The following is a 20,651-nucleotide window of genomic DNA, read 5'->3' on the forward strand; positions in this document are numbered from 1 at the left end:
GGAGGATCTATGTCAGTTCAAGCTAAACGCCGGGCGGATTATCAGCCGCCCGCTTTTTCAATAGCGACAGTTGACCTACATATTACGCTACATCCAACGCAGACTCAGGTTGTCAGTACATTATCTGTCTCACGCAATGGCAATCATGATAGCCCTTTAATCCTTGATGGCGATAACTTATCGCTTAACGCTATTGCAATTAACGGTAATGCTTTATCTGGTGACGAATATTCGGTTTCGGATACGTCGTTAAGCGTTGCCACTCATCTCGATGAATTTGTCTTAGAAATTACTAACACCATTGCCCCTGAACAAAATAAAGCCCTTGAAGGCTTGTATTTATCGGGCGGTGCCTATTGCACGCAGTGTGAAGCGGAAGGGTTTCGCCGAATTACTTATTTCATGGACCGCCCGGACGTTTTATCCGTTTACACGGTTACCGTCGTTGCCGATAAATCAGTACCTATGTTACTTGCGAACGGTAACCCTGTAGACAAAGGGGATATCGATGAAAACACCCATTTCGTGAAATGGCATGACCCGCACCCTAAACCTTGTTACCTTTTTGCATTGGTGGCCGGTGATTTCGATTTACTAACCGATAGCTACACAACGACAAGCGGTAAAGACGTTGCGCTAGAGTTGTATGTCGATAAAGGCAAAAAGTCCCAGGGCGTCTTCGCTTTAGAATCCCTTAAACGAGCGATGAAATGGGACGAAGATGTTTTCGGGCTAGAGTACGATTTAGATATTTACATGATTGTTGCCGTCGACTTCTTCAACATGGGAGCGATGGAAAACAAAGGCTTAAACGTCTTTAACAGCAAGTTTGTTTTAGCTGATCAAAAAAGCGCTACCGATGATGACTTTTTCAATGTCGAATCTGTTATTGCACACGAATATTTCCACAATTGGACGGGCAACCGGGTTACTTGTCGAGATTGGTTCCAACTAAGCCTCAAAGAAGGGCTTACAGTATTCAGAGACCAACAGTTTAGTGCTGATATGACTTCGGCGCTAAGTAACCGTATAAAGCATGTTCGCGTAATGCGCGAGCATCAGTTTGCTGAAGATGCCAGCGCAATGAGTCACCCAATTCGCCCTGAAGAAGTGATTGAAATGAATAACTTCTACACGGTGACGGTTTATGACAAAGGTGCAGAAGTCATTCGCATGTTCCACACCTTGCTTGGTCCTGATGGATTCAGACGAGGCATGGATGAGTACTTCAGAAGGCACGATGGTCAAGCGGTCACGTGTGATGACTTTATTTCAGCCATGCAGTCAGCGACTGATTTAGATTTAACTCAGTTTACGCGCTGGTACAGTCAATCTGGTACGCCTGTGATTTCTGTTAAACACAGTACAGAAGCTACCGACAACGACACCGTCAAGCATACCTTTACTTTGACGCAGCACACACCCGCCACCTCAGACCAAAGTGAAAAGCTTCCCCTTTATATCCCAGTGAATATTGAGATCATCGATAAAGAGGGCAATACCTATACTGACAACGAATCGCTCATTGATGATGGTATGGTTATCTTAAAAGATGCCTCTTTGCGTTTAACCGTAACTGCTAAAAGTACTGATTTAACACCGGTAGTATTAGGTAACTTTTCGGCACCAGCGAAAGTAGAAAATCCGCTAGATACGGAATCATTACTTACTATTTTCAAACACGCAAAAGATCCGTTCAATCGGTGGGACGCAATGCAAGCATTGTATGACCGCTGTATAAAGCAGTTGGAGGAATCTCCAGGCTCTGCCATCAGTAACACTATTTGGAACGGCGTTAAACAAGCAATAGCTCAAGAGCAGAATAATCTGGAATTGCTTGGCGAATGCATAGTTATTCCTTCTTTTGAAACCTTGTGTCAAAGTCGTAGCAATATCACTGTCTCCGCGCTATCAAAAGCACGAAAGGCATTTTGTGAGCAGTTTTCCCGCGCGCTAGAGCAAGAATTATTAGCGGTGTTTAACAACATTGAACACAGCGCCTATAGCTACTCGCAAGATGCAATCAATCAGCGCCGTTGTAAAAATGTCGTGCTTGCGCATTTAGCACGCTTATCTCAATACGAAGACCTTGTCGTGTCGCAATTTGAAAATGCAGATAACATGACCGATACACTAGGGGCACTGAGAAGTGCGCAACACTGCAGTTCAACTACGTTCGATAGCTTGATGGCTAGTTTTGAACAAACGTGGAACCACGACCCTCTGGTTCTAGACAAATGGTTTGCGCTTCATGCAACGCAAAATCGCGAAGATATCTTTGCTACTATAACTATGCTGTGTGAGCACCCGCAGTTTGCAATGAGCAATCCAAACCGTGTCCGCTCTGTTATCGGTAGTTTTGCGTTCTATAATAGCGAAAGGTTCCATGCCGCAGATGGTAGTGGTTATAAGTTTGTAACTGACTATTTGCTAGAGCTTGATGCAGTCAACCCGCAAGTTGCCGCTCGTATTGTAACACCGTTAACCCAATGGCAAGGTTTCGCTAGTGAACACCAAGTTCATATGAAGCAGCAGCTTGGACGCTTACTTAACCATAAGGGCCTAAGTAAAGACTTGTTTGAAAAAGTAAGTAAAAGTCTTGCTTATGAAAAGCATTAACGCATCAGACTCCGTCTTTTATTTTTCAATAAACGCACCTTACAAACAATGTGAGGTGCTTTATGTCCCGTCTATGCCTGATGTGGTCATGTTGAGTGAATCTGGTCTTAGTGTTCAGGTACCCACCAATCGGCTTCGCCAATTTGTCACATCGGACGGTATCAAAGGCCGTTTCAGAATGGTCATTGACGCTAATAAAAAAATTAAATCTTTTGAAAGGCTCGGATAGGGCCTTTTTTTGTTTTTTCAAAGCTATAATTTACACAATCCTTCAATTACCTCCGCGTCTTTAGTTCACGGTCTTCAGTAGTGCGCCACTCGCTTAAAAATGCTACTTAACGGTAAATAAGATAAATCCTCTTAAAACTTGTACAATTTTCCTGCAAGTTTATAAATGCCTTTTATACTCACAATAAAGCAATAACTATTTGATACGACTAATGTTGTAAATTTTGTTAACTGGTAGGATTAGTTCTTGCGGTTATGGCAAAATGATGTAATGATTTTGTTAATCGTTATGGTTGGTCATGATGTCACGCATTAAGTCACATCGACTTGGGAGTATAAAAATATGAAAAATGGGCCTAGCGCTTTTAAGATATCACCGGTAGCAGCGGGAGTTCTCTCTCTGCTAGGTGCTGCTGCAGTACCAGCACATGCTGCAAACTGGCAAGTAGGTGATGTAAATATTTCTTTAGATTCAACATTTACATTAGCTACAAGTATTCGAACAGAGGCAAGAGATTACGACCTTATTGGTAACAGTAACCATCCTCAGTTTGACTGGAGCGGTTATCACGCAGCTTTTAATCCTTTATACCCAAGCGGCGATGTGTGGGGTTTAGCTGATGGTGCGTATTCAACGAATGGTGACCTCGGTAACCTAGCGCACGATCCGGGCGATGCATTCGCAACGCAAGTTTCAGGCTCACATGAATTAGATATTAACTTCGGCGACTATGGTTTCTTCGCTCGGGGATTCTGGTTCTATGATTTCGAGCAAATGGATGGTGACCGTCCTTACTCTAACCCAATAACCGGCAACCAATACGATCTTTGTCAAGACCCAGAGGCGGAAGACCTTCTATGTACAGATGTTCGTTTGTATGATGCTTTCTTCTATGGCGACTGGTGGATTGGAGACAAGCCACTAACTCTTCGTGTTGGCCGCCAAGTAATCAGTTGGGGTGAAAGTACGTTCATCCAGCATGGTATTAACACGACCAACCCTGTCGATGTAACGCGTGCTCGTGCACCAGGTGCCGAGCTAAAAGAAGTATTCCTACCGGTAGGTATGGTTTACGCGTCTTTAGGCTTAACCGATACGGTGAGCATTTCAGGTTACTATCAGTATGAGTGGCAACGCAGCTGGCTTCCTGTGTCAGGCAGCTACTTCGCCGGTAACGACTTTGCAGGTGAGGGCGGTCAACGTCAGAATATTCAGTTAGGCTTTAGTGGTAACCCTGATATTGACTTAGATCACTTATTAACTGCTTTAAATGGTTACGGTGATTTATTACGCTCAGGTGCTGATGCTGCAGATATCTCTCAAGCCTACCTTGCTTACCCGACAAAAGTTGCCATTCGTGGTTTCTCTGATGAGGCGCATAACGATGCAGACGACCAAGGCCAGTATGGCTTGCGCTTAACGTGGTTTGCTGAGAATTTGAATGAAACAGAATTTAGTTTCTATCACATTAACTATCACAGCCAGCGTCCGCTTATTTCTGGTAAAACATCAGACTTTACTGCCGAAGGTATTGGCGCAGACCTAGCGTTCCTAGCCACTAACACGGTTACTCGAGATAACATTACAGAGTTGGGTGCGTTCACGCAGTCTGAATTCTACTATCCAGAAGACATCAAACTTTACGGTATGAGCTTTAACACCAACATTGGTACTACGGCTCTTGCGGGTGAATTTGCTTATCGTGTAGATGAACCTCTTCAAATAGATGATGTTGAGTTGCTTTATATGGGTATGCCTGAGCAGTTAGCTAACGCAGGCTTACGTCCAGATCTTGAAGGAATCTCTCAGCTAAATAACATTGGCCGTGCTGTAGGTCCAGGTGAAACCGCAGAAGGTTTCCTTTTCTCTGATACATGGCAAATGCAATTTACCGCGTCACATGTATTCGGACCTAAATTTGGCTCTGATAACTTCGTACTTTTAGGTGAAGTAGGCTATGTAAACGTTGTTGATATGCCAGACCCAGACGTAATTCGTCTAAATGCACCAGGCACTGCTCGTACTCCGTCGCTTGAACCTCTTAACGGCAACACTCGTGAAGGTTTACATCAAGGCCTTTCAGACGGTCCAGAGACTAACCCGTTTGCTACTGACGATGCGTGGGGCTATCGCTTATTGGCGGTTGCTGACTACAACTCAATATTCGCTGGCATGAACCTTCGAGTTCGCGGTACTTTCTCGCATGACGTTGAGGGTACTACGCCAGATCCATTATTCCTTTTCACAGAAGATGTTAAGTCTGCTGCACTTTCTTTCACGTTCGACTATTTAAGTAAATGGTCTGCAACGGCGTCTTACAGTGCATTCTGGGGCGGCATTGGTACAACTAATGCGCTATCAGACAGAGACTTCATTTCATTTAACATCAAATACGCAATCTAAGAGTGGTTTTTATGATTAGAAAAGTAGGAATTATTGCAGCCGCCTTGTCACTGGCTTTATCTGGTGCAAGCGCTATGGCTAAAGTGTCTGATGCAGACGCAAACAAATTGGGTAATGAACTTACGCCACTTGGCGCAGAAAAAGCGGGTAACGCTGATGGCAGTATCCCTGCCTGGACTGGCGGTATTACGTCTGCACCAGCTGGGTACAGTGTGGGTGACCACCACCCAGACCCTTACCCAGAAGACAAGGTGTTGTTCGAGATAACAGCACAGAACTATAAAGAATACGCGGAATTCTTATCTGAAGGCCAGAAGAAGCTTTTCGAGGCTTACCCAGAAACTTTTCGTATGCCGGTTTATCCAACGCGACGTTCTGCGTCAAACCCACAGGCTGTTTACGATGCGACTAAGGTAAACGCTACCAGCGCTGAGCTTCTCGACGATGGTAATGGTCTTAAAGGTGCTGTTTTGGGTATCCCATTTCCAATACCTCAAAACGGGCTTGAAGCAATCTGGAACCACATTCTTCGCTACCGCGGAGCAGCGGTTCAGCGTAACGGTGGACAAGCAGCGGTTACTACCGGTGGTGATTACAACGTAATCGGCTTTGATGAGCAGTTGCTAATTAAATATGCTGAAGAAGGTGCTACTCCTGAAAAGCTAACAGATGAAAACATTCTGTTTATGTTTAAGCAAAAAGTAACTAAGCCAGCTCGTCTGGCAGGTACGGCGTTACTTGTTCACGAGACCGTAGATCAGGTTAAAGAACCGCGTAAAGCGTGGACGTATAACACCGGTCAGCGTCGTGTTCGCTTAGCACCTAACATTGCTTACGATACGCCGGGAACTGCTGCTGACGGCCTACGTACGACTGATGACTTCGATATGTTTAACGGTTCTCCAAACCGTTACGACTGGAAGCTTGTTGGTAAGCAGGAAATGTTTGTCGCATACAACAACTATGCACTTCATTCAGACAGTGCTTCGTATGATGATATCTTGAAGCCAAATCACGTTAATCCAGACCTAACACGTTGGGAAAAGCACCGTGTTTGGGTAGTTGAAGCTACGTTGAAAGAAGGCTTCCGTCATATTTATCAAAAACGCGTATTCTTCATTGATGAAGATAGCTGGCAAATTCAAGTCGCTGATATGTATGATAATCGTGGCGAACTGTACCGCGTTGGTGTAGCTTATGGTGTTAATTACTATGAAGTTCCTACGCAATGGTCGACGCTCGATGCGTACTACGACTTAAACTCTCGTCGTTATTTGGCCATTGGTCTAGATAACGAAGAGCAAATGTACGACTTCACCGTACGCCCTCGAGATGTGGAATTCACGCCTCAGGCGTTACGACGAGAAGGTAAGCGCTAATCACCTTACACAACAAACGGTTGGCAATTGCCAGCCGTTTTTGTATACAGACAATTATAAATAGGGGGAATGGTTAATTATGAAAAAAACCATTGCAGCGTGCATTGCCGCCACATTCGCAGCTAGTTACTCTCCAGCTGCACTTGCCGAAGAAGCATTCATGGCACCTTTGGTTGAGCAATCAGTTCTTTTGGACATAGACGCTGATTCATTTGTCGTTATTGTCGGTGAACGCGGTCACGTATTAGTGTCAGAAGATGGCAAAACTTTCAATCAAAAATCGGTTCCAACTCAATCAACGCTTACCGCAACCACGGTTGTAGGCGAAAAAATATGGGCAGTTGGTCACGACGCTGTCATTCTTCATTCTTCAGATAGGGGCGAAACATGGGAGATACAAAATTATCAACCCGAACTTCAACGCCCGTTCTTAGATGTATTATTTTTTGACGAACAACAAGGTATAGCCACCGGTGCCTATGGCCTGTTTTATCGAACGCTTGACGGTGGAAAGACGTGGTCTGCAGAACGCCACGCCAGTCTTCTTGACCCAATGGACCAAGAATACCTCGAAGAAATTCGCAAGGAAGACGAAGATTTTTATCAACAAGAGTTAGAGTCTATTTTACCTCACTTAAATCGTGTAACTCTTGACGGTGATACGCTGTACATGGCTGGTGAGGCAGGTTTGCTAGCAAAAAGTACTAACATGGGTGAATCTTGGGAACGTTATTACGTCGACTACACAGGGTCTTTCTTCGACATCAAGCCGCTGGATGAAAACACGGTACTTGCAGTAGGTCTTCGTGGGAATATTTTCGTAAACAGGGATCAAGGGGAATGGGAATACGTGCAAACTTGTTCAACTAGTACCCTTAATTCAATCCTAGTTGGATCAGAGTCAAAGGTTTACGCTTTAGGCAACAACGGCATGATGGTAAGTGCACAACGTCCGCTTCCTACCAGTATGCGTGACCCTTATGCTAACCCATCCAATTGTCAGAGTGATGACGGCATTGCCGTGTCACAAATAAAAGATAAAGCGGCGATTTTAAACGCCACCGAGTTTAACGGTACCAGCATTGCTGTTACTGCAAATGGCATAAAAACGTTGAATTTAAAATAGGGCAGTATAAAAACAATGACCCATTTTCTTGAAAAATTAGTGTTTGGTAACCGCAAAGTTGTGGTGGCACTGTTTGCCATTGCAACCGTTTTTCTTGGTTACCAAGCCTCACAAATGCGTCTAGACGCAGGTTTCGAAAAAAATATTCCGCTTAATCACGAGTACATGAAAACGTATATTGAGCACCGCCAAGATTTTGGTGGGGCCAACAACATCTTAGTTTCAGTATGTGATAAAAACGATAATATTTATAATCAAAATTTCTTCGATACGTTAAAGAACGTTCACGACCAGCTTTTCTTCATCAATGGCGTAAACCGTTCGTTAGTAATTTCACTTTTCTCTCCGTCTACACGCTTTACTGAAATCGTAGAAGGTGGTTTCGCAGGCGGACCGGTCATACCAGCAGACTTCGACTCATCAAGGCCAGAGGCTCTGGAGCTTGTGGCTGCGAACGTGGAAAAAGCGAACATCGTTGGTAGACAGGTTTCAAGTGACTACAGTTGCGCAATGGTAACTGCACAGTTGCTAGATATTGACCCACAAACAGGCGAGCCGCTTAATACACTCGCCCTGGCTGCAGAGTTAGAAGAGCAGCTTCGCGGTCAGTATGAAAACGAAAATACGTCTATCCATATTATCGGTTTTGCGAAGATGATTGGCGATGTAGCCGACGGAGCTAAAGATGTACTACTGTTTTTCGCTATTGCTATCGCCATTACTGCCGTTATGGTGTACTTCTTTTCACGAAGCCTTATGCTTACCGTATTGCCATTGGTTTGTTCAATTATTGCCGTTATTTGGCAGCTTGGGCTTTTGACCTCCATTGGTTTTGGCATGGATCCAATGTCAATTCTTGTACCTTTCCTAGTATTTGCTATCGGTGTAAGCCACGGCGTTCAAATGATTAACGCGGTAGAAAAGCAAGCAGTGACAGGTATTGGTGCGAAACGGGCTTCAATGGCGGCATTTAGAAACCTTTTAGTTCCAGGCGGAATCGCCTTGCTGTCTGATACTGTAGGTTTCATGACCTTACTGGTTATTGATATTGGTATTATTCGCGAGCTAGCAATAACAGCAAGTATGGGTGTTGCGGTTATTATACTTACCAATCTATTGTTACTTCCTGTTCTAATGAGCTTTTTAAAACTAGACCAGAAGTATGTAGAGAAATTTGCTGGTAAGGAAAACGCAAATTCTAAATTCTGGGAAGTAATTGCAGCGTGTTCACGTAAGAAGCCAGCCGCGTTTATTTTAATTGTCACCGCGATTTTGTTCGTGCTCGGTCATTTCCAAGCGCAGAACATGAAAATAGGGGACTTACACGCCGGTGCACCAGCGCTACATGAAACTTCTCGCTACAATGAAGACACCTTTTTGATCACTGACAAGTACGAAGTAACGGTGGATTATATCTCTATACTTGTAGAGACTACGCCAGAAGCTTGTACCTCGCATAGTGTGATGAAAGCCATGGATGACTTCCAGTGGAAAATGGAAAACGTACAAGGCGTGCAGTCTGCAGTGTCACTTGCGTCAGTAGCCAAAATCGTTAATGCCGGTTACAACGAAGGGAACGTAAAATGGCAAGTTCTTCCGCGTAATCAACAGACGCTAGTTCAGGCTATCTCTCGCGTACCTACCTCGTCTGGGCTGCTTAATGGCGATTGCTCAGTTATGCCTATTATCCTGTTTATGGAAGATCACAAGGCAGAAACCATCTCTCGTGTTGTTGATGCAGTAAAGTCGTATCGCGATGCGTACCAAACTGACGATATGAAGTTCAGCCTTGCTTCTGGCCCTGTCGGTGTGATGGCTGCAACTAATGAAGCAGTAAGCGCGGCGCAAGATCCAATGATGCTTTATGTATTTGGTGCTGTTATCGCGCTTTGCTTAATTAGCTTCCGATCAATTCGTGCTACGTTAGTCGTTGTAATACCGCTATATGTGGTGTCTGTATTGGCTCAAGCACTAATGACATACCTTCAAATTGGCCTCACCGTTTCTACATTACCAGTTATCGCACTTGGCGTGGGAATCGGAGTGGACTATGGTATTTATATTCTTTCTACCAAAAGCTTAATGCTGAAGAAAGGTGCTACCGTTCAAGAAGCTTATTTCGCTGCTTTAAAAGAACGCGGAAGTGCTGTGCTATTTACCGGTATAACGCTAGCTATAGGCGTAAGCACTTGGGTATTCTCTTCACTTAAGTTCCAAATGGATATGGGCATTTTGCTAACATTTATGTTCGTTGTGAACATGCTTGGGGCAATAATTGTACTGCCCGCCTTGGCTAGGTTCCTGTGGTGGAATAAGAACGACCCTGATGCATAAATTATTTTTGCATAGCTACGCATAAAAAAGGGCCTTTAGGCCCTTTTTTTTGGGTGTTTTCTGCATAGTTATCTATGCTGTTAATATAAGGTTAAAAATGGGCTTTCATTAGCGTCATTTATTAGAGAAAATAGTTAGGTACTCGGCACTTATACCAAGTTCAATTGGTATTTCGACATTCAAAAAAGGTTAACAAATGACAGTCACCTCACAGCGACACTCAGTACTGCTAGACAATGTATTTGCACTCATTGATAAAAAAGTAGATACCAAGCAGAAGTCTCTTGTGCAGCAATTCGGACGTCTGTTGTATAAAAACATATCAAGCGACGACCTAGAAAATCGCAACGACAGCGACCTGTATGGCGCAACACTTAGTTTATGGAATGGTTTGGCAAAATTTGAATACGCTTCACCTTACGTTCGTGTTTTCAACCCAGAAATAGCTAAACACGGTTGGCACTCAAGCCACACGATAGTAGAGATTATTGTGTCAGACATGCCGTTCTTAGTTGACTCTGTGCGTATGCTACTGAACCGGTTGAACATTACCGCGCATTTATTTCTTCATAGCCCTATCGGCGTTAAACGCGACAAATCGAACAAAGTCGAAACCTTTGCAGAACCAGGCCAAACTCTAGAAGGTGCTAAAAAAGAGACGGTCATTTTCATTGAAATCGACAGGCAGACGTCGAAAAAAGATATCGATGCTTTAACTAAAGAGCTTTACTCGGTAGTTGATGAAGTCTCTTTAGCTGTTGAAGACTGGCAGGGCATGACCAGTACTTTACAGGACGTTATCAAGAATAACGCGAAATACAATTGGCCTGTTTCCGCAGATGCAAAAAAACAGACTAAGGCATACCTTGAGTGGTTAGGTGACCATAACTTTACCATGATGGGATATCGCTATTATGAAGTTAAAGCAATTGAAGGCGATCATAGATGGATACCGAAAAACGACACCAGCTTAGGCCTTCTTAAAAACTCGATAAATGACCGCGAACGTCTGTTATCAAGACTGCCTGCATCAGCAAGAGCTGAAGCGTTAAGCAAAAACCCGTTGATACTGACCAAAACAAACTCTCGTGCTCGCGTGCATCGCCCAGCCTATATGGACTATGTAGGCGTGAAGGTATTTAACAAAGACGGGCAGGTAGTAGGTGAGCATCGCTTTCTAGGGCTTTATTCAGCATCGTTTTATAACAACAGCGTAACTCAGCTACCCATTTTACGGGAGAAGATTAAGCGTATTTGTGAATTATCTGGCTTTGAGCCAGGCACACACGCATACAAAGCTTTTGCGAACATTATAGAAACCTATCCTCGTGATGAATTACTGCAAACACCAGCAGAAGAACTCGCACAAATTGTGATGGGCATTTTTCAAATGCAAGAGCGCGGTATATCTCGCTTGTTTATTCGCAAAGATACATTTGGCCGCTTCTTCTCTTGCATGGTATTCGTACCAAGAGAGCGCTACAACACACAGTTGCGTAAAGAGACTCAAGAGCTACTTAAAGCGTCATTAGGCGCTACTGAAGAAGTTGAATTTACCACCTTCTTTTCAGAGTCTGTATATGCCCGTACGCATTACATTGCTAGAGTCAACGACAACAACGCGGAATTCGATGTGAAGGAAATAGAGCAAAACATTATTGAGTTGACCAAAACCTGGAACGACAGACTAGCGTCAGCAATTTCAGCGGCGCACGGCGAAGCGTCTGGCAAGGCGCTTGAGCGCAAATACAACAATGCGTTTTCTCGTAGTTACATGGAGCACAACCTGCCATCAGCAGCGCTGGTAGATATTGGCAAGCTAGAGATGCTTGACGATAATCACACCTTAGATATGTTGTTCTACCGCCCACAAGAAGAAGACGCTGAAAGCCAAGTCGTTAAGCTTAAGCTTTTCCACCGTGCAGAGCCCATTCACCTGTCTGACGTACTCCCCATGCTGGAGAATTTTGGGTTACGCGTAATTGACGAAAGCCCATATAAAATCACGTGTTCCCAAGGTGAGCGAAATTGGGTAATGGACTTCACTATGCTGCACAAAAGCGGCCAGCACTTTGATATGGAAACGGCGCAAACCCTTTTCCAGGACGCTTTTGCGAAGGTGTGGTATAAAACACTTGAAGATGACGCGTTTAATCGCCTTATTTTGGGCGCCAATATGACGGGTCGAAAGGTGACGGTTCTGCGTGCCTACGCTAAATATATGCGCCAAACTGGCAGCTCATTTAGCCGTGACTATATCGCCAATACCCTTTCTAACTACCCAGATATTGCCCGTTTATTGGTAGACTTCTTTGACCAACGTTTTGACCCCAAGAAAAAGCGTAATCAGAAGAAAGAAGACGCGATACTAGAGACCATCAAGGCACAGCTAGATAACGTAAGTAACCTTGATGACGACCGTATTATCCGCCGTTATTTGGATATGATGTCGGCAACGCTACGAACCAACTTCTATCAGCCAGACGATGCAGGCAACGAAAAGTCCTACGTGTCATTTAAGATGATGCCTGAGCTTATTCCAGAAATGCCACTTCCGCTGCCTAAGTATGAAATTTTTGTTTACAGCCCACGTGTGGAAGGTGTACACCTTCGCGGCGGTAAAGTTGCCCGTGGGGGCCTGCGCTGGTCTGACCGTCAAGAAGACTTCAGAACCGAAGTTTTAGGTCTGGTTAAAGCGCAGCAGGTTAAGAATACAGTTATTGTCCCTGTTGGTGCAAAAGGTGGCTTTGTTTGTAAAAACTTGCCAGTAGGTGAAGGCCGTGCGGCTATTCAAGCAGAAGGGCAAGCCTGTTACCGCACTTTCATTACAAGCTTGCTGGATATTACCGACAACATTGTTAATGGCGAAATAGTACCACCGAAAGATGTAGTACGCCTTGATGATGACGACCCGTATTTGGTTGTCGCTGCAGATAAAGGGACCGCAACTTTCTCTGATATAGCGAATGGTATAGCAGAAGAGTTTGGTTTCTGGCTAGGTGATGCATTCGCATCTGGCGGAAGCATTGGCTACGACCATAAGAAAATGGGAATTACTGCGCGCGGCGGCTGGGAGTCTGTGAAGCGTCATTTCAGAGAAATTGGTATCGATTGCCAGACTACCGATTTTACCGCTGTGGGTGTAGGCGATATGGCTGGCGACGTATTTGGTAACGGTATGTTGCTATCAAAGCACACGCGCTTAATTGCGGCATTCAACCACTTGCATATTTTCTTTGACCCAAGCCCAGATGCGGCTGCGAGCTACAAAGAGCGTCAACGTTTATTTGAAAACCCAAGCCTCAGCTGGGAAGACTACGACAGTAAGTTAATTTCTAAAGGTGGTGGTGTATTCAGCCGTGCATCTAAGTCAATCAAGCTGACACCTGAAATGAAAAAGTGGTTGGGTACGCGTCAATTAACGATGACGCCTAACGAGCTTATTCACAACATTCTTAAAATGCCAGTTGATTTACTTTGGAACGGCGGCATTGGTACCTATATCAAGAGTAAGAAGGAATCTCACTCAGAAGTGGGCGATCGTGCGAACGATGACTTGCGCGTTAACGGACGCGACGTTCAGGCTAAAATTGTGGGCGAGGGCGGCAACCTAGGTTTGACCCAATTAGGCCGTATCGAGTATGCCTCTAATGGCGGACGCGTTAACACCGACTTTATCGATAACGTCGGTGGCGTGGATTGTTCTGATAACGAAGTTAACATTAAGATTTTGCTTAACAGCCTGGTCAACGATGGTGAGCTAACGCTTAAGCAGCGTAATAAGCTTCTTTACGATATGACTGACGATGTCAGCACGATTGTATTGAAAGACTGTTACCGTCAAACCCAGTCAATCTCTATTACTGAGTTAGCGGGTGTGAAACAACTTAAGGAGCAACTTCGCTTTATTCACGGCCTAGAACGAGAAGGGCAATTAAATCGTGAGTTAGAGTTCATACCGAGCGATGACGAGATCTCCGATCGCGTAGCAACTGACCAAGGCCTAACTCGCCCTGAACTTAGCGTGTTAATTGCCTACGGTAAAATGGTGCTTAAAGATGCGCTTAATATTCCAGAAATCACTGACAATCCTTACCATGGTAAGCTGTTAGTTGAAGCTTTCCCGAAGGTACTTCGCGAAAAGTTTGCAGCACACATGCAGCAGCATCCGCTTAGAAGCGAAATTATCGCCACTAAATTAACCAATAATATGGTTAACGATATGGGCCTTAACTTCGTATTCAGAATGCAGGAAGAAACTGGTGCAAGCGTAGACGAAATTGCAGATGCTTACGCGATTGTGCACGGCATTTTCAACATGGATACGCTGTGGGAGCGCATTGAAGAACTAGACAACGTTATCCCAGCTAAGCTTCAACTTAAAATGTTGGATGAAGCACGCAGAATTATGCGTCGTGCCGCCCGTTGGTACATTCGCCATGGCAATAAAGCGCAGTCTATTGAAGAGGCCATTGCGAGCTATCGCGGCACGTTTGATATATTGTCGAAAAACTTACAGCATTATTTGGTTGAAAGTGAATATGCCCAGTTAGAAGCTGCAACGCAGAAATATATTGATGAGGGCGTGCCTCAGGATATTGCTTATCAGGTAGCGAGCTTCTCAAACATGTTCTCAAGCTTTGACTTGGCACAAATTGTAGAAGCCGATAAGCACGATACTGATGTTGTCGCCAAGCTTTACTACCAATTGGGATCACGTCTAGAACTTCACTGGTTCTTAGACCAAATTAACAATCAGGCGGTAAGCAACCACTGGCAGGCATTGGCTCGCGCTTCATATCGTGAAGAACTTGATTGGCAGCAGCGCTCAATCGCAGCAAACCTGCTAGCCTCTCGCGAAGATGTGAGCAACGCTGACCAAATTCTAGATGAGTGGATTGAGAGTAATCAGGCGCTTCTTAAACGTTGGTATCACATGATGTCAGAGTTTAAGACCAGCACAACGCACGAATTTGCGAAATTTTCTGTCGCTTTACGCGAATTGATGCTTTTAAGCGTGAAGTCTAACCATTAGAATACACGCACCTTAATGATTTAAGCCCTGTTTATCAGGGCTTTTTATTGGCCGATTGGTTATTATTAACTAGCTTTACAGCGTTTTTTGTTAGCAGATAATCTGTAAACGTGAGGCGTAGTAACGACCAACAGACCCTTAATAAGCGAGCGTTAAATACAACCATGCAATCTCTAGTGCAAAAACTCTTACTTCAGTGTGAACCTGAAAAAAGTCACGATTTCACCATTAACTGGTTAAACAAGACACAACATACACCGCTGAAATGGATGTACAGCACACCAACGCTTAAAAAGCCCGTCACTGTTGCCGGCATGACGTTTGATAATCCGGTAGGGTTAGCGGCAGGTCTCGATAAGAACGGTGATTGTATTGATGCGTTTTCAAGCATGGGCTTTGGCTTTGTAGAAATTGGTACAGTTACGCCGCGTCCGCAGCCGGGAAATCCTAAGCCTCGCTTGTTTAGAATCCCTGAAAAGCAAGCCATTATTAATCGCATGGGGTTCAATAACAAAGGTGTTGATCATCTTGTCGAGCAAGTAAAAAAAGCCCAGTTTAAAGGGCCCATAGGCATTAACATTGGCAAAAACAAAGACACCGAAGAAGCGAATGCACTCGACGATTATCTGATTTGCTTAAATAAGGTTTATCCTTACGCAAGCTATGTCACTATCAATATCTCATCACCTAACACACCAGGGCTTAGAAACCTGCAGTACGGTGAAGCGCTTGATAAATTGTTAGTAGGCTTAAAAGCCGCACAAGAAACACTCACGCAAACCCACGGAAAGTACGTGCCATTGTTCATTAAAATAGCGCCTGATTTAAGTGATGTTGAAATTGAAAGTATTGCTGCTTCGTTAATCAATAGCAAAATGGATGGCGTGATTGCTACCAATACCACGCTTTCACGAGATTCGGTTACTGGACTAGAGCACGCTGATGAAATGGGTGGCCTAAGCGGTTCTGTTATGACCGATATGAGTTTGGAAGTAACCCGTAAATTAAATAAGGCACTTGACCGCGCTATACCTATTATCGGCGTAGGGGGCATCGACTCTCCTGAAGCGGCGCAAGCGCGCTTAGATGCAGGCGCATCATTAGTGCAAGTCTACTCGGCCTTTATTTATCAAGGCCCATCTCTCGTTAAACGCATCGTAAACGCGTTATAATACAGTCGATATAAAGTACACCCGAAACCAATCTCTCGTGTACGCGCTTTACATTAAGCGCGTACATCAAAAACAGGTACATGAATGAATACTATCCTGGTTACGACCAGTCGCGGTCTTGACGAACTATTGAAACAAGAAGTACTAAGCCTTTGCCCTGATGCACAAATTAAACAGGGGCCTGGTACCATTCAGTTTGAAGGGTCAAAAGAAGACGCTTATAAACTTTGCCTATGGTCACGCTTGGCTAATCGCGTAATTTGGGTGCTAGCGTCCGGTAAAGCAGGCGATGCAGATGCGCTTTACAACACGGCGATGGGCATTGACTGGCAAATGCAGATGGATTCACGTCATACATTATCTGTACAGTTTATTGGAACTAACTTTGCTATCAAGAACACCCAGTTTGGCGCCGTTCGTGTTAAGGACGCCATAGTAGACTCATTCGTAGAACAAGGTTTACCTCGCCCGTCAGTAGAGCGAAAAAGCCCTGATATCTCTGTGTATGCCAGATTGCACCGCGACAATGTAATTTTGGGTATAGACCTAGCTGGAGCAAGTTTACACCAACGCGCATATCGGCAAGAAACCGGTGACGCACCGCTAAAAGAGCATATCGCCAGCGCAATGCTTATGCGCAGTGGTTGGGCAGAGAATACCGAAGCGCCTTTAGTAGATTTAATGTGTGGCTCAGGCACTATTGCAATAGAAGCTGCCTACATTGCTCGAAATATTGCGCCTGGTATAAAGCGTTCATACTGGGGCTTTACTAAATGGCTTGGCCATGAAGCTAAGGTTTGGGACGATTTGGTAGAGCATGCCATTTCTGTTCAAAAGCCAAGCTGTGGCGGTATTTATGCGGGCGACTTCAGTCGTAAAATGGTGGCGATTGCAAAAGCTAACGCTGATTTTGCTGGCGTGTTTAACGATATTTCGTTTTCTCAGCAAGATGCTACCAAGTCCTCGCCGCCAGTTAGTACTCCTGGCTACGTGGTTTCCAACCCGCCGTACGGAGAGCGTTTGGGTGAACTTACTTCGTTAATACCGCTATTTAGCGATTGGGGTAAGCGCTTTAAAGAAGCCTGGAAAGGCTGGCACGTGTCGCTTTTAAGTAGTAACCGTGACTTGCTACGTGTATTAAAGCTTCGCGCCACTAAAGACTACGCCATGAACAATGGTAAATTAGAGTGCCGTTTAGCTAACTACGTGCTTGATGAACAAAACACGGTTCAATTTAGTGAAGACGCCGGCAATCATGAGTTTGCTAATCGTTTGAAGAAAAACCTCAAGCGTATGAAAGGCTGGATCAAAAGTGCAAACACGAACTGCTACCGTATTTACGACGCTGATTTACCCGATTACAACGTAGCGGTAGATAGGTATGGCGATTGGCTGGTCGTTCAAGAGTACGCGCCACCAAAAACCGTGTCAGAAGATAAAGCCCGTAAACGCCTGCAAGAGGTATTGTTACACTTACCAGCAGTTACCGGAGTCTCACCTAAGCACATTGCGCTTAAAGTGCGTAGCCAGCAAAAAGGGACTAAGCAATACGAGAAAATTAATCAGTCTGGCGAAATGATGGAAGTGTTCGAAAACGACGCTCGCTTTTTGGTAAACCTGACAGATTACTTGGACACCGGTCTTTTCTTAGACCACCGTAATACCCGTCAAAAAGTAAAAACCTTGTCAAAAGACAAAGACGTGTTGAATTTGTTTTCTTACACGGGCAGCGTATCGGTATTTGCTGCTATGGGCGGCGCCAAGTCAGTTACCACGGTAGACATGTCGAATACCTATTTGGAATGGGCAAAGAAAAATATAGCGCTTAATAAATTAAGTGGTCCCCATGCCTTTATTCAAGCCGATTGCACCACATGGCTAGGTACGCACAAAGGTAAATATGACCTGATTTTTATCGACCCGCCGTCATTTTCAAATTCAAAGCGAATGCAGAACACGTGGGACGTTCAGCGCGATCATGTAAAAATGCTTACCGACGCCAAAGCCTGCTTAAAAGAGCAGGGGACCATCATTTTTTCTAACAATAAACGTGGTTTTAAGTTAGACGAGTCTGCCATCAGTGACCTTGGCTTGAACATTGAAAATATCACCCACGAAACCATACCCGAAGATTTTGCCCGTAAGGGCAAGATACACCAGTGCTGGATTCTACGTTCATGAAAATAATCTTCTACACGGGCCCGCAATGCAGCCTCTGTGATTTAGCCGATGTTGAACTGCAGCAAACGTCTATGTTTTCATCGCTTATTATTGAAAAAGTTAACATTCGTACAAGTAGCGAGCTTTATCACTTGTATGGCGCTCGTATTCCAGTGTTGAAGCGGGCCGATAATGAAAAAGAAATTGGATGGCCCTTTAGTGCCGCCGATTTAGAGGAGTTTCTTCAGTGAGCATTTTGCAGTTAAAAAACATCACTGTTATTTATGGAAATCCGCCGCTTTTAGACGGCGTTGAGCTGGTAGTTCAGCCTAAAGAACGCGTATGTTTAGTTGGGCGCAACGGAAGCGGTAAATCCACCCTTATGAAAGTTATCGCGGGCGATATTATTGCCGACGATGGCCAGCGTATCATTGAAAATAATACCGTAATTGCACGTTTAGAGCAGGACCCACCTCAAACGACAGACGTAACACTGTTCGATTACGTTGCCGAAGGCTTATCTGATGTGGGCGAAACGCTGAAAGCGTATTTTCATCAAACCCGTATTGTGGGTGAAGACCCTAGTGAAGCTAATTTAAATAAACTTCAACGACTACAAGAACAATTAGAGGCCAGAGACGCGTGGCAGTTCGAACAGCAGATTGAGCAAACGCTTACCATGCTTAAGCTTGACCCTGAGATATCGTTATCAACATTATCAGGGGGCTGGCGCAGAAAGGCCGCTTTAGCACGTGCGCTAGTGCGCCAACCAGATTTATTACTGTTAGACGAACCTACTAACCACCTTGATATTGAAATGATCCGCTGGCTTGAATCGAGCTTGAGCAATTATCAAGGCGCGATTGTGTTCGTAAGCCACGACCGTGCTTTCATTCGCGCCATGGCCACACGTATTATTGACCTAGATCGCGGTTCTGTTACCAGCTATCCCGGCAATTACGAAACCTATCTTGAGAAAAAACAGCACGATTTAGACGTTGAAGCGTCGCAAAACGCTGAATTCGATAAAAAGCTAGCGCAAGAAGAAGTGTGGATTCGACAGGGCATTAAAGCGCGTCGTACCCGTAATGAGGGCCGAGTAAGAGCACTCAAAAAGCTCCGCGAAGAGCGCAAAGCGCGCCGAGCGGTGCAGGGCAATGCCGTGGTTAACCGACACCAGGGCGCGCGCTCTGGAAAAATGGTGTTTGAGGTAAAAGACTTAAGCTATAGCATTGAAGGTAAGCCAATCGTGAAAGGCTTGAACCTAAATGTACTGCGCGGCGATAAACTAGCACTAATTGGGGCTAATGGGTGCGGTAAAAGTACACTTATTAAGTTGCTGTTAGGGCAATTACAGCCGGATACCGGTTATTGTAAGCAAGGTACGAATTTAGAAGTCGCCTATTTCGACCAGCATCGCCACGGTTTAGATTTAGAGCAAACTGTAATTGATGCCGTAGGCGATGGTAAGCGCGACCTTATGGTAAACGGACACCCGCGCCACGTGATAAGTTATTTGCAAGACTACTTATTTACGCCAGAGCGTGTAAATGCGCCGGTGAAGTCACTGTCAGGTGGTGAGAAAAACCGCCTGATGCTTGCCAAGCTCATGCTAAAACCAAGCAACGTTTTGGTTCTCGATGAGCCAACCAACGACTTAGACGTTGAAACCTTAGAAATGCTTGAAACCTTACTTAACGAGTATACTGGCACCGTGCTTTTAGTGAGCCACGACAGGGAATTCGTTGATAACGTTGCCAACAGTAGCGTAGTTTTTGAAGGTAACGGTCTGCTTCGCGAATTTATTGGGGGTTTCACTGACGTAGAAAACTGGTATAAAGAGCAACAGGAAAAACGTCAGCAAATCGAAAAGGAAGAGAAAGCCAAGGTAAAGAATGAAACTAATTCAGCTTCAGACAGTCCTAGTGCTAAGTCTTCTCCCCGTAAGACGAAAAAGCTATCATACAAAGACCAGCGTGAACTTGAGTCCTTACCGAAAGAACTAGAAACACTTGAGGAAGAACTTGAGGCTATGCAAGAAAAAGTCAACGACCCAGACTTTTTCAAACAAGACAGTGACGTTACTGCCAAGGCGTTAGCCGAACTGGCAGATAAAGAAGAATTACTTTCCCAGAAATATGCGCGCTGGGATGAACTAGAAAGTATGCTGGAAGATAATCAGCAGTAAATAGGA

11 protein-coding genes are annotated in these 20,651 nt (G+C 44.6%); all 11 read left to right on the forward strand.

Going from position 1 to position 20,651, the window contains the following annotated elements; translation table 11 throughout:
- Positions 1-9: 9 nt before the first annotated feature.
- The 11 genes from pepN to uup all read left to right on the forward strand — a co-directional run bounded on the left by pepN (position 10) and on the right by uup (position 20,645).
- Positions 10-2,619 carry an aminopeptidase N gene (pepN, locus tag ACXAGK_RS11610; protein ID WP_474856356.1) on the forward strand — a complete coding sequence of 870 codons (2,610 nt, stop codon included), beginning with the start codon at positions 10-12 and terminating at the stop codon, positions 2,617-2,619.
- A complete protein-coding gene (locus ACXAGK_RS11615; protein ID WP_474856357.1) occupies positions 2,606-2,848 on the forward strand; it encodes a DUF2835 family protein in 243 nt (80 codons plus the stop codon). The genes pepN and ACXAGK_RS11615 overlap by 14 nt, the downstream gene beginning before the upstream one ends.
- 342 nt (positions 2,849-3,190) lie before the next feature.
- Positions 3,191-5,251, forward strand: a complete 2,061-nt coding sequence (locus ACXAGK_RS11620; protein ID WP_474856358.1) for a DUF1302 domain-containing protein — start codon at positions 3,191-3,193, stop codon at positions 5,249-5,251.
- An 11-nt stretch (positions 5,252-5,262) separates the two neighbouring features.
- Positions 5,263-6,630, forward strand: a complete 1,368-nt coding sequence (locus tag ACXAGK_RS11625; RefSeq protein ID WP_474825657.1) for a DUF1329 domain-containing protein — start codon at positions 5,263-5,265, stop codon at positions 6,628-6,630.
- Positions 6,631-6,709: 79 nt separating this feature from the next.
- Positions 6,710-7,756, forward strand: a complete 1,047-nt coding sequence (locus tag ACXAGK_RS11630; RefSeq protein WP_474856359.1) for a WD40/YVTN/BNR-like repeat-containing protein — start codon at positions 6,710-6,712, stop codon at positions 7,754-7,756.
- A 15-nt stretch (positions 7,757-7,771) separates the two neighbouring features.
- On the forward strand, positions 7,772-10,090 hold the full coding sequence (locus tag ACXAGK_RS11635) for an efflux RND transporter permease subunit (RefSeq protein WP_474856360.1): 2,319 nt from the start codon (positions 7,772-7,774) through the stop codon (positions 10,088-10,090).
- 196 nt (positions 10,091-10,286) lie between these two features.
- Complete coding sequence (locus tag ACXAGK_RS11640) at positions 10,287-15,125, forward strand: NAD-glutamate dehydrogenase (protein WP_474856361.1); 4,839 nt, start codon at positions 10,287-10,289, stop codon at positions 15,123-15,125.
- Positions 15,126-15,289: 164 nt separating this feature from the next.
- Positions 15,290-16,297: a quinone-dependent dihydroorotate dehydrogenase gene (gene pyrD, locus ACXAGK_RS11645; protein WP_474856362.1), complete on the forward strand. Its 1,008-nt coding sequence runs from the start codon at positions 15,290-15,292 to the stop codon at positions 16,295-16,297.
- Positions 16,298-16,381: 84 nt separating this feature from the next.
- Positions 16,382-18,478 carry a bifunctional 23S rRNA (guanine(2069)-N(7))-methyltransferase RlmK/23S rRNA (guanine(2445)-N(2))-methyltransferase RlmL gene (gene rlmKL, locus ACXAGK_RS11650; RefSeq protein WP_474856363.1) on the forward strand — a complete coding sequence of 699 codons (2,097 nt, stop codon included), beginning with the start codon at positions 16,382-16,384 and terminating at the stop codon, positions 18,476-18,478.
- Positions 18,475-18,708 (forward strand): glutaredoxin family protein, encoded by a 234-nt coding sequence (locus ACXAGK_RS11655; RefSeq protein WP_474856364.1) that lies wholly within the window; start codon positions 18,475-18,477, stop codon positions 18,706-18,708. Before rlmKL ends, ACXAGK_RS11655 begins: the two co-directional genes overlap by 4 nt.
- On the forward strand, positions 18,705-20,645 hold the full coding sequence (gene uup, locus ACXAGK_RS11660) for an ATP-binding cassette ATPase Uup (RefSeq protein ID WP_474856365.1): 1,941 nt from the start codon (positions 18,705-18,707) through the stop codon (positions 20,643-20,645). Before ACXAGK_RS11655 ends, uup begins: the two co-directional genes overlap by 4 nt.
- Positions 20,646-20,651: the final 6 nt, after the last annotated feature.

This window comes from Alteromonas sp. ABM1_013 (assembly GCF_056160505.1).

Bases quoted from the DNA above. Each gene is read 5' to 3' on its own strand.
- pepN (WP_474856356.1), top strand. From the start codon at position 10: ATGTCAGTTCAAGCTAAACGCCGGGCGGATTATCAGCCGCCCGCTTTT.
- ACXAGK_RS11615 (WP_474856357.1), top strand. From the start codon at position 2,606: ATGAAAAGCATTAACGCATCAGACTCCGTCTTTTATTTTTCAATAAAC.
- ACXAGK_RS11620 (WP_474856358.1), top strand. From the start codon at position 3,191: ATGAAAAATGGGCCTAGCGCTTTTAAGATATCACCGGTAGCAGCGGGA.
- ACXAGK_RS11625 (WP_474825657.1), top strand. From the start codon at position 5,263: ATGATTAGAAAAGTAGGAATTATTGCAGCCGCCTTGTCACTGGCTTTA.
- ACXAGK_RS11630 (WP_474856359.1), top strand. From the start codon at position 6,710: ATGAAAAAAACCATTGCAGCGTGCATTGCCGCCACATTCGCAGCTAGT.
- ACXAGK_RS11635 (WP_474856360.1), top strand. From the start codon at position 7,772: ATGACCCATTTTCTTGAAAAATTAGTGTTTGGTAACCGCAAAGTTGTG.
- ACXAGK_RS11640 (WP_474856361.1), top strand. From the start codon at position 10,287: ATGACAGTCACCTCACAGCGACACTCAGTACTGCTAGACAATGTATTT.
- pyrD (WP_474856362.1), top strand. From the start codon at position 15,290: ATGCAATCTCTAGTGCAAAAACTCTTACTTCAGTGTGAACCTGAAAAA.
- rlmKL (WP_474856363.1), top strand. From the start codon at position 16,382: ATGAATACTATCCTGGTTACGACCAGTCGCGGTCTTGACGAACTATTG.
- ACXAGK_RS11655 (WP_474856364.1), top strand. From the start codon at position 18,475: ATGAAAATAATCTTCTACACGGGCCCGCAATGCAGCCTCTGTGATTTA.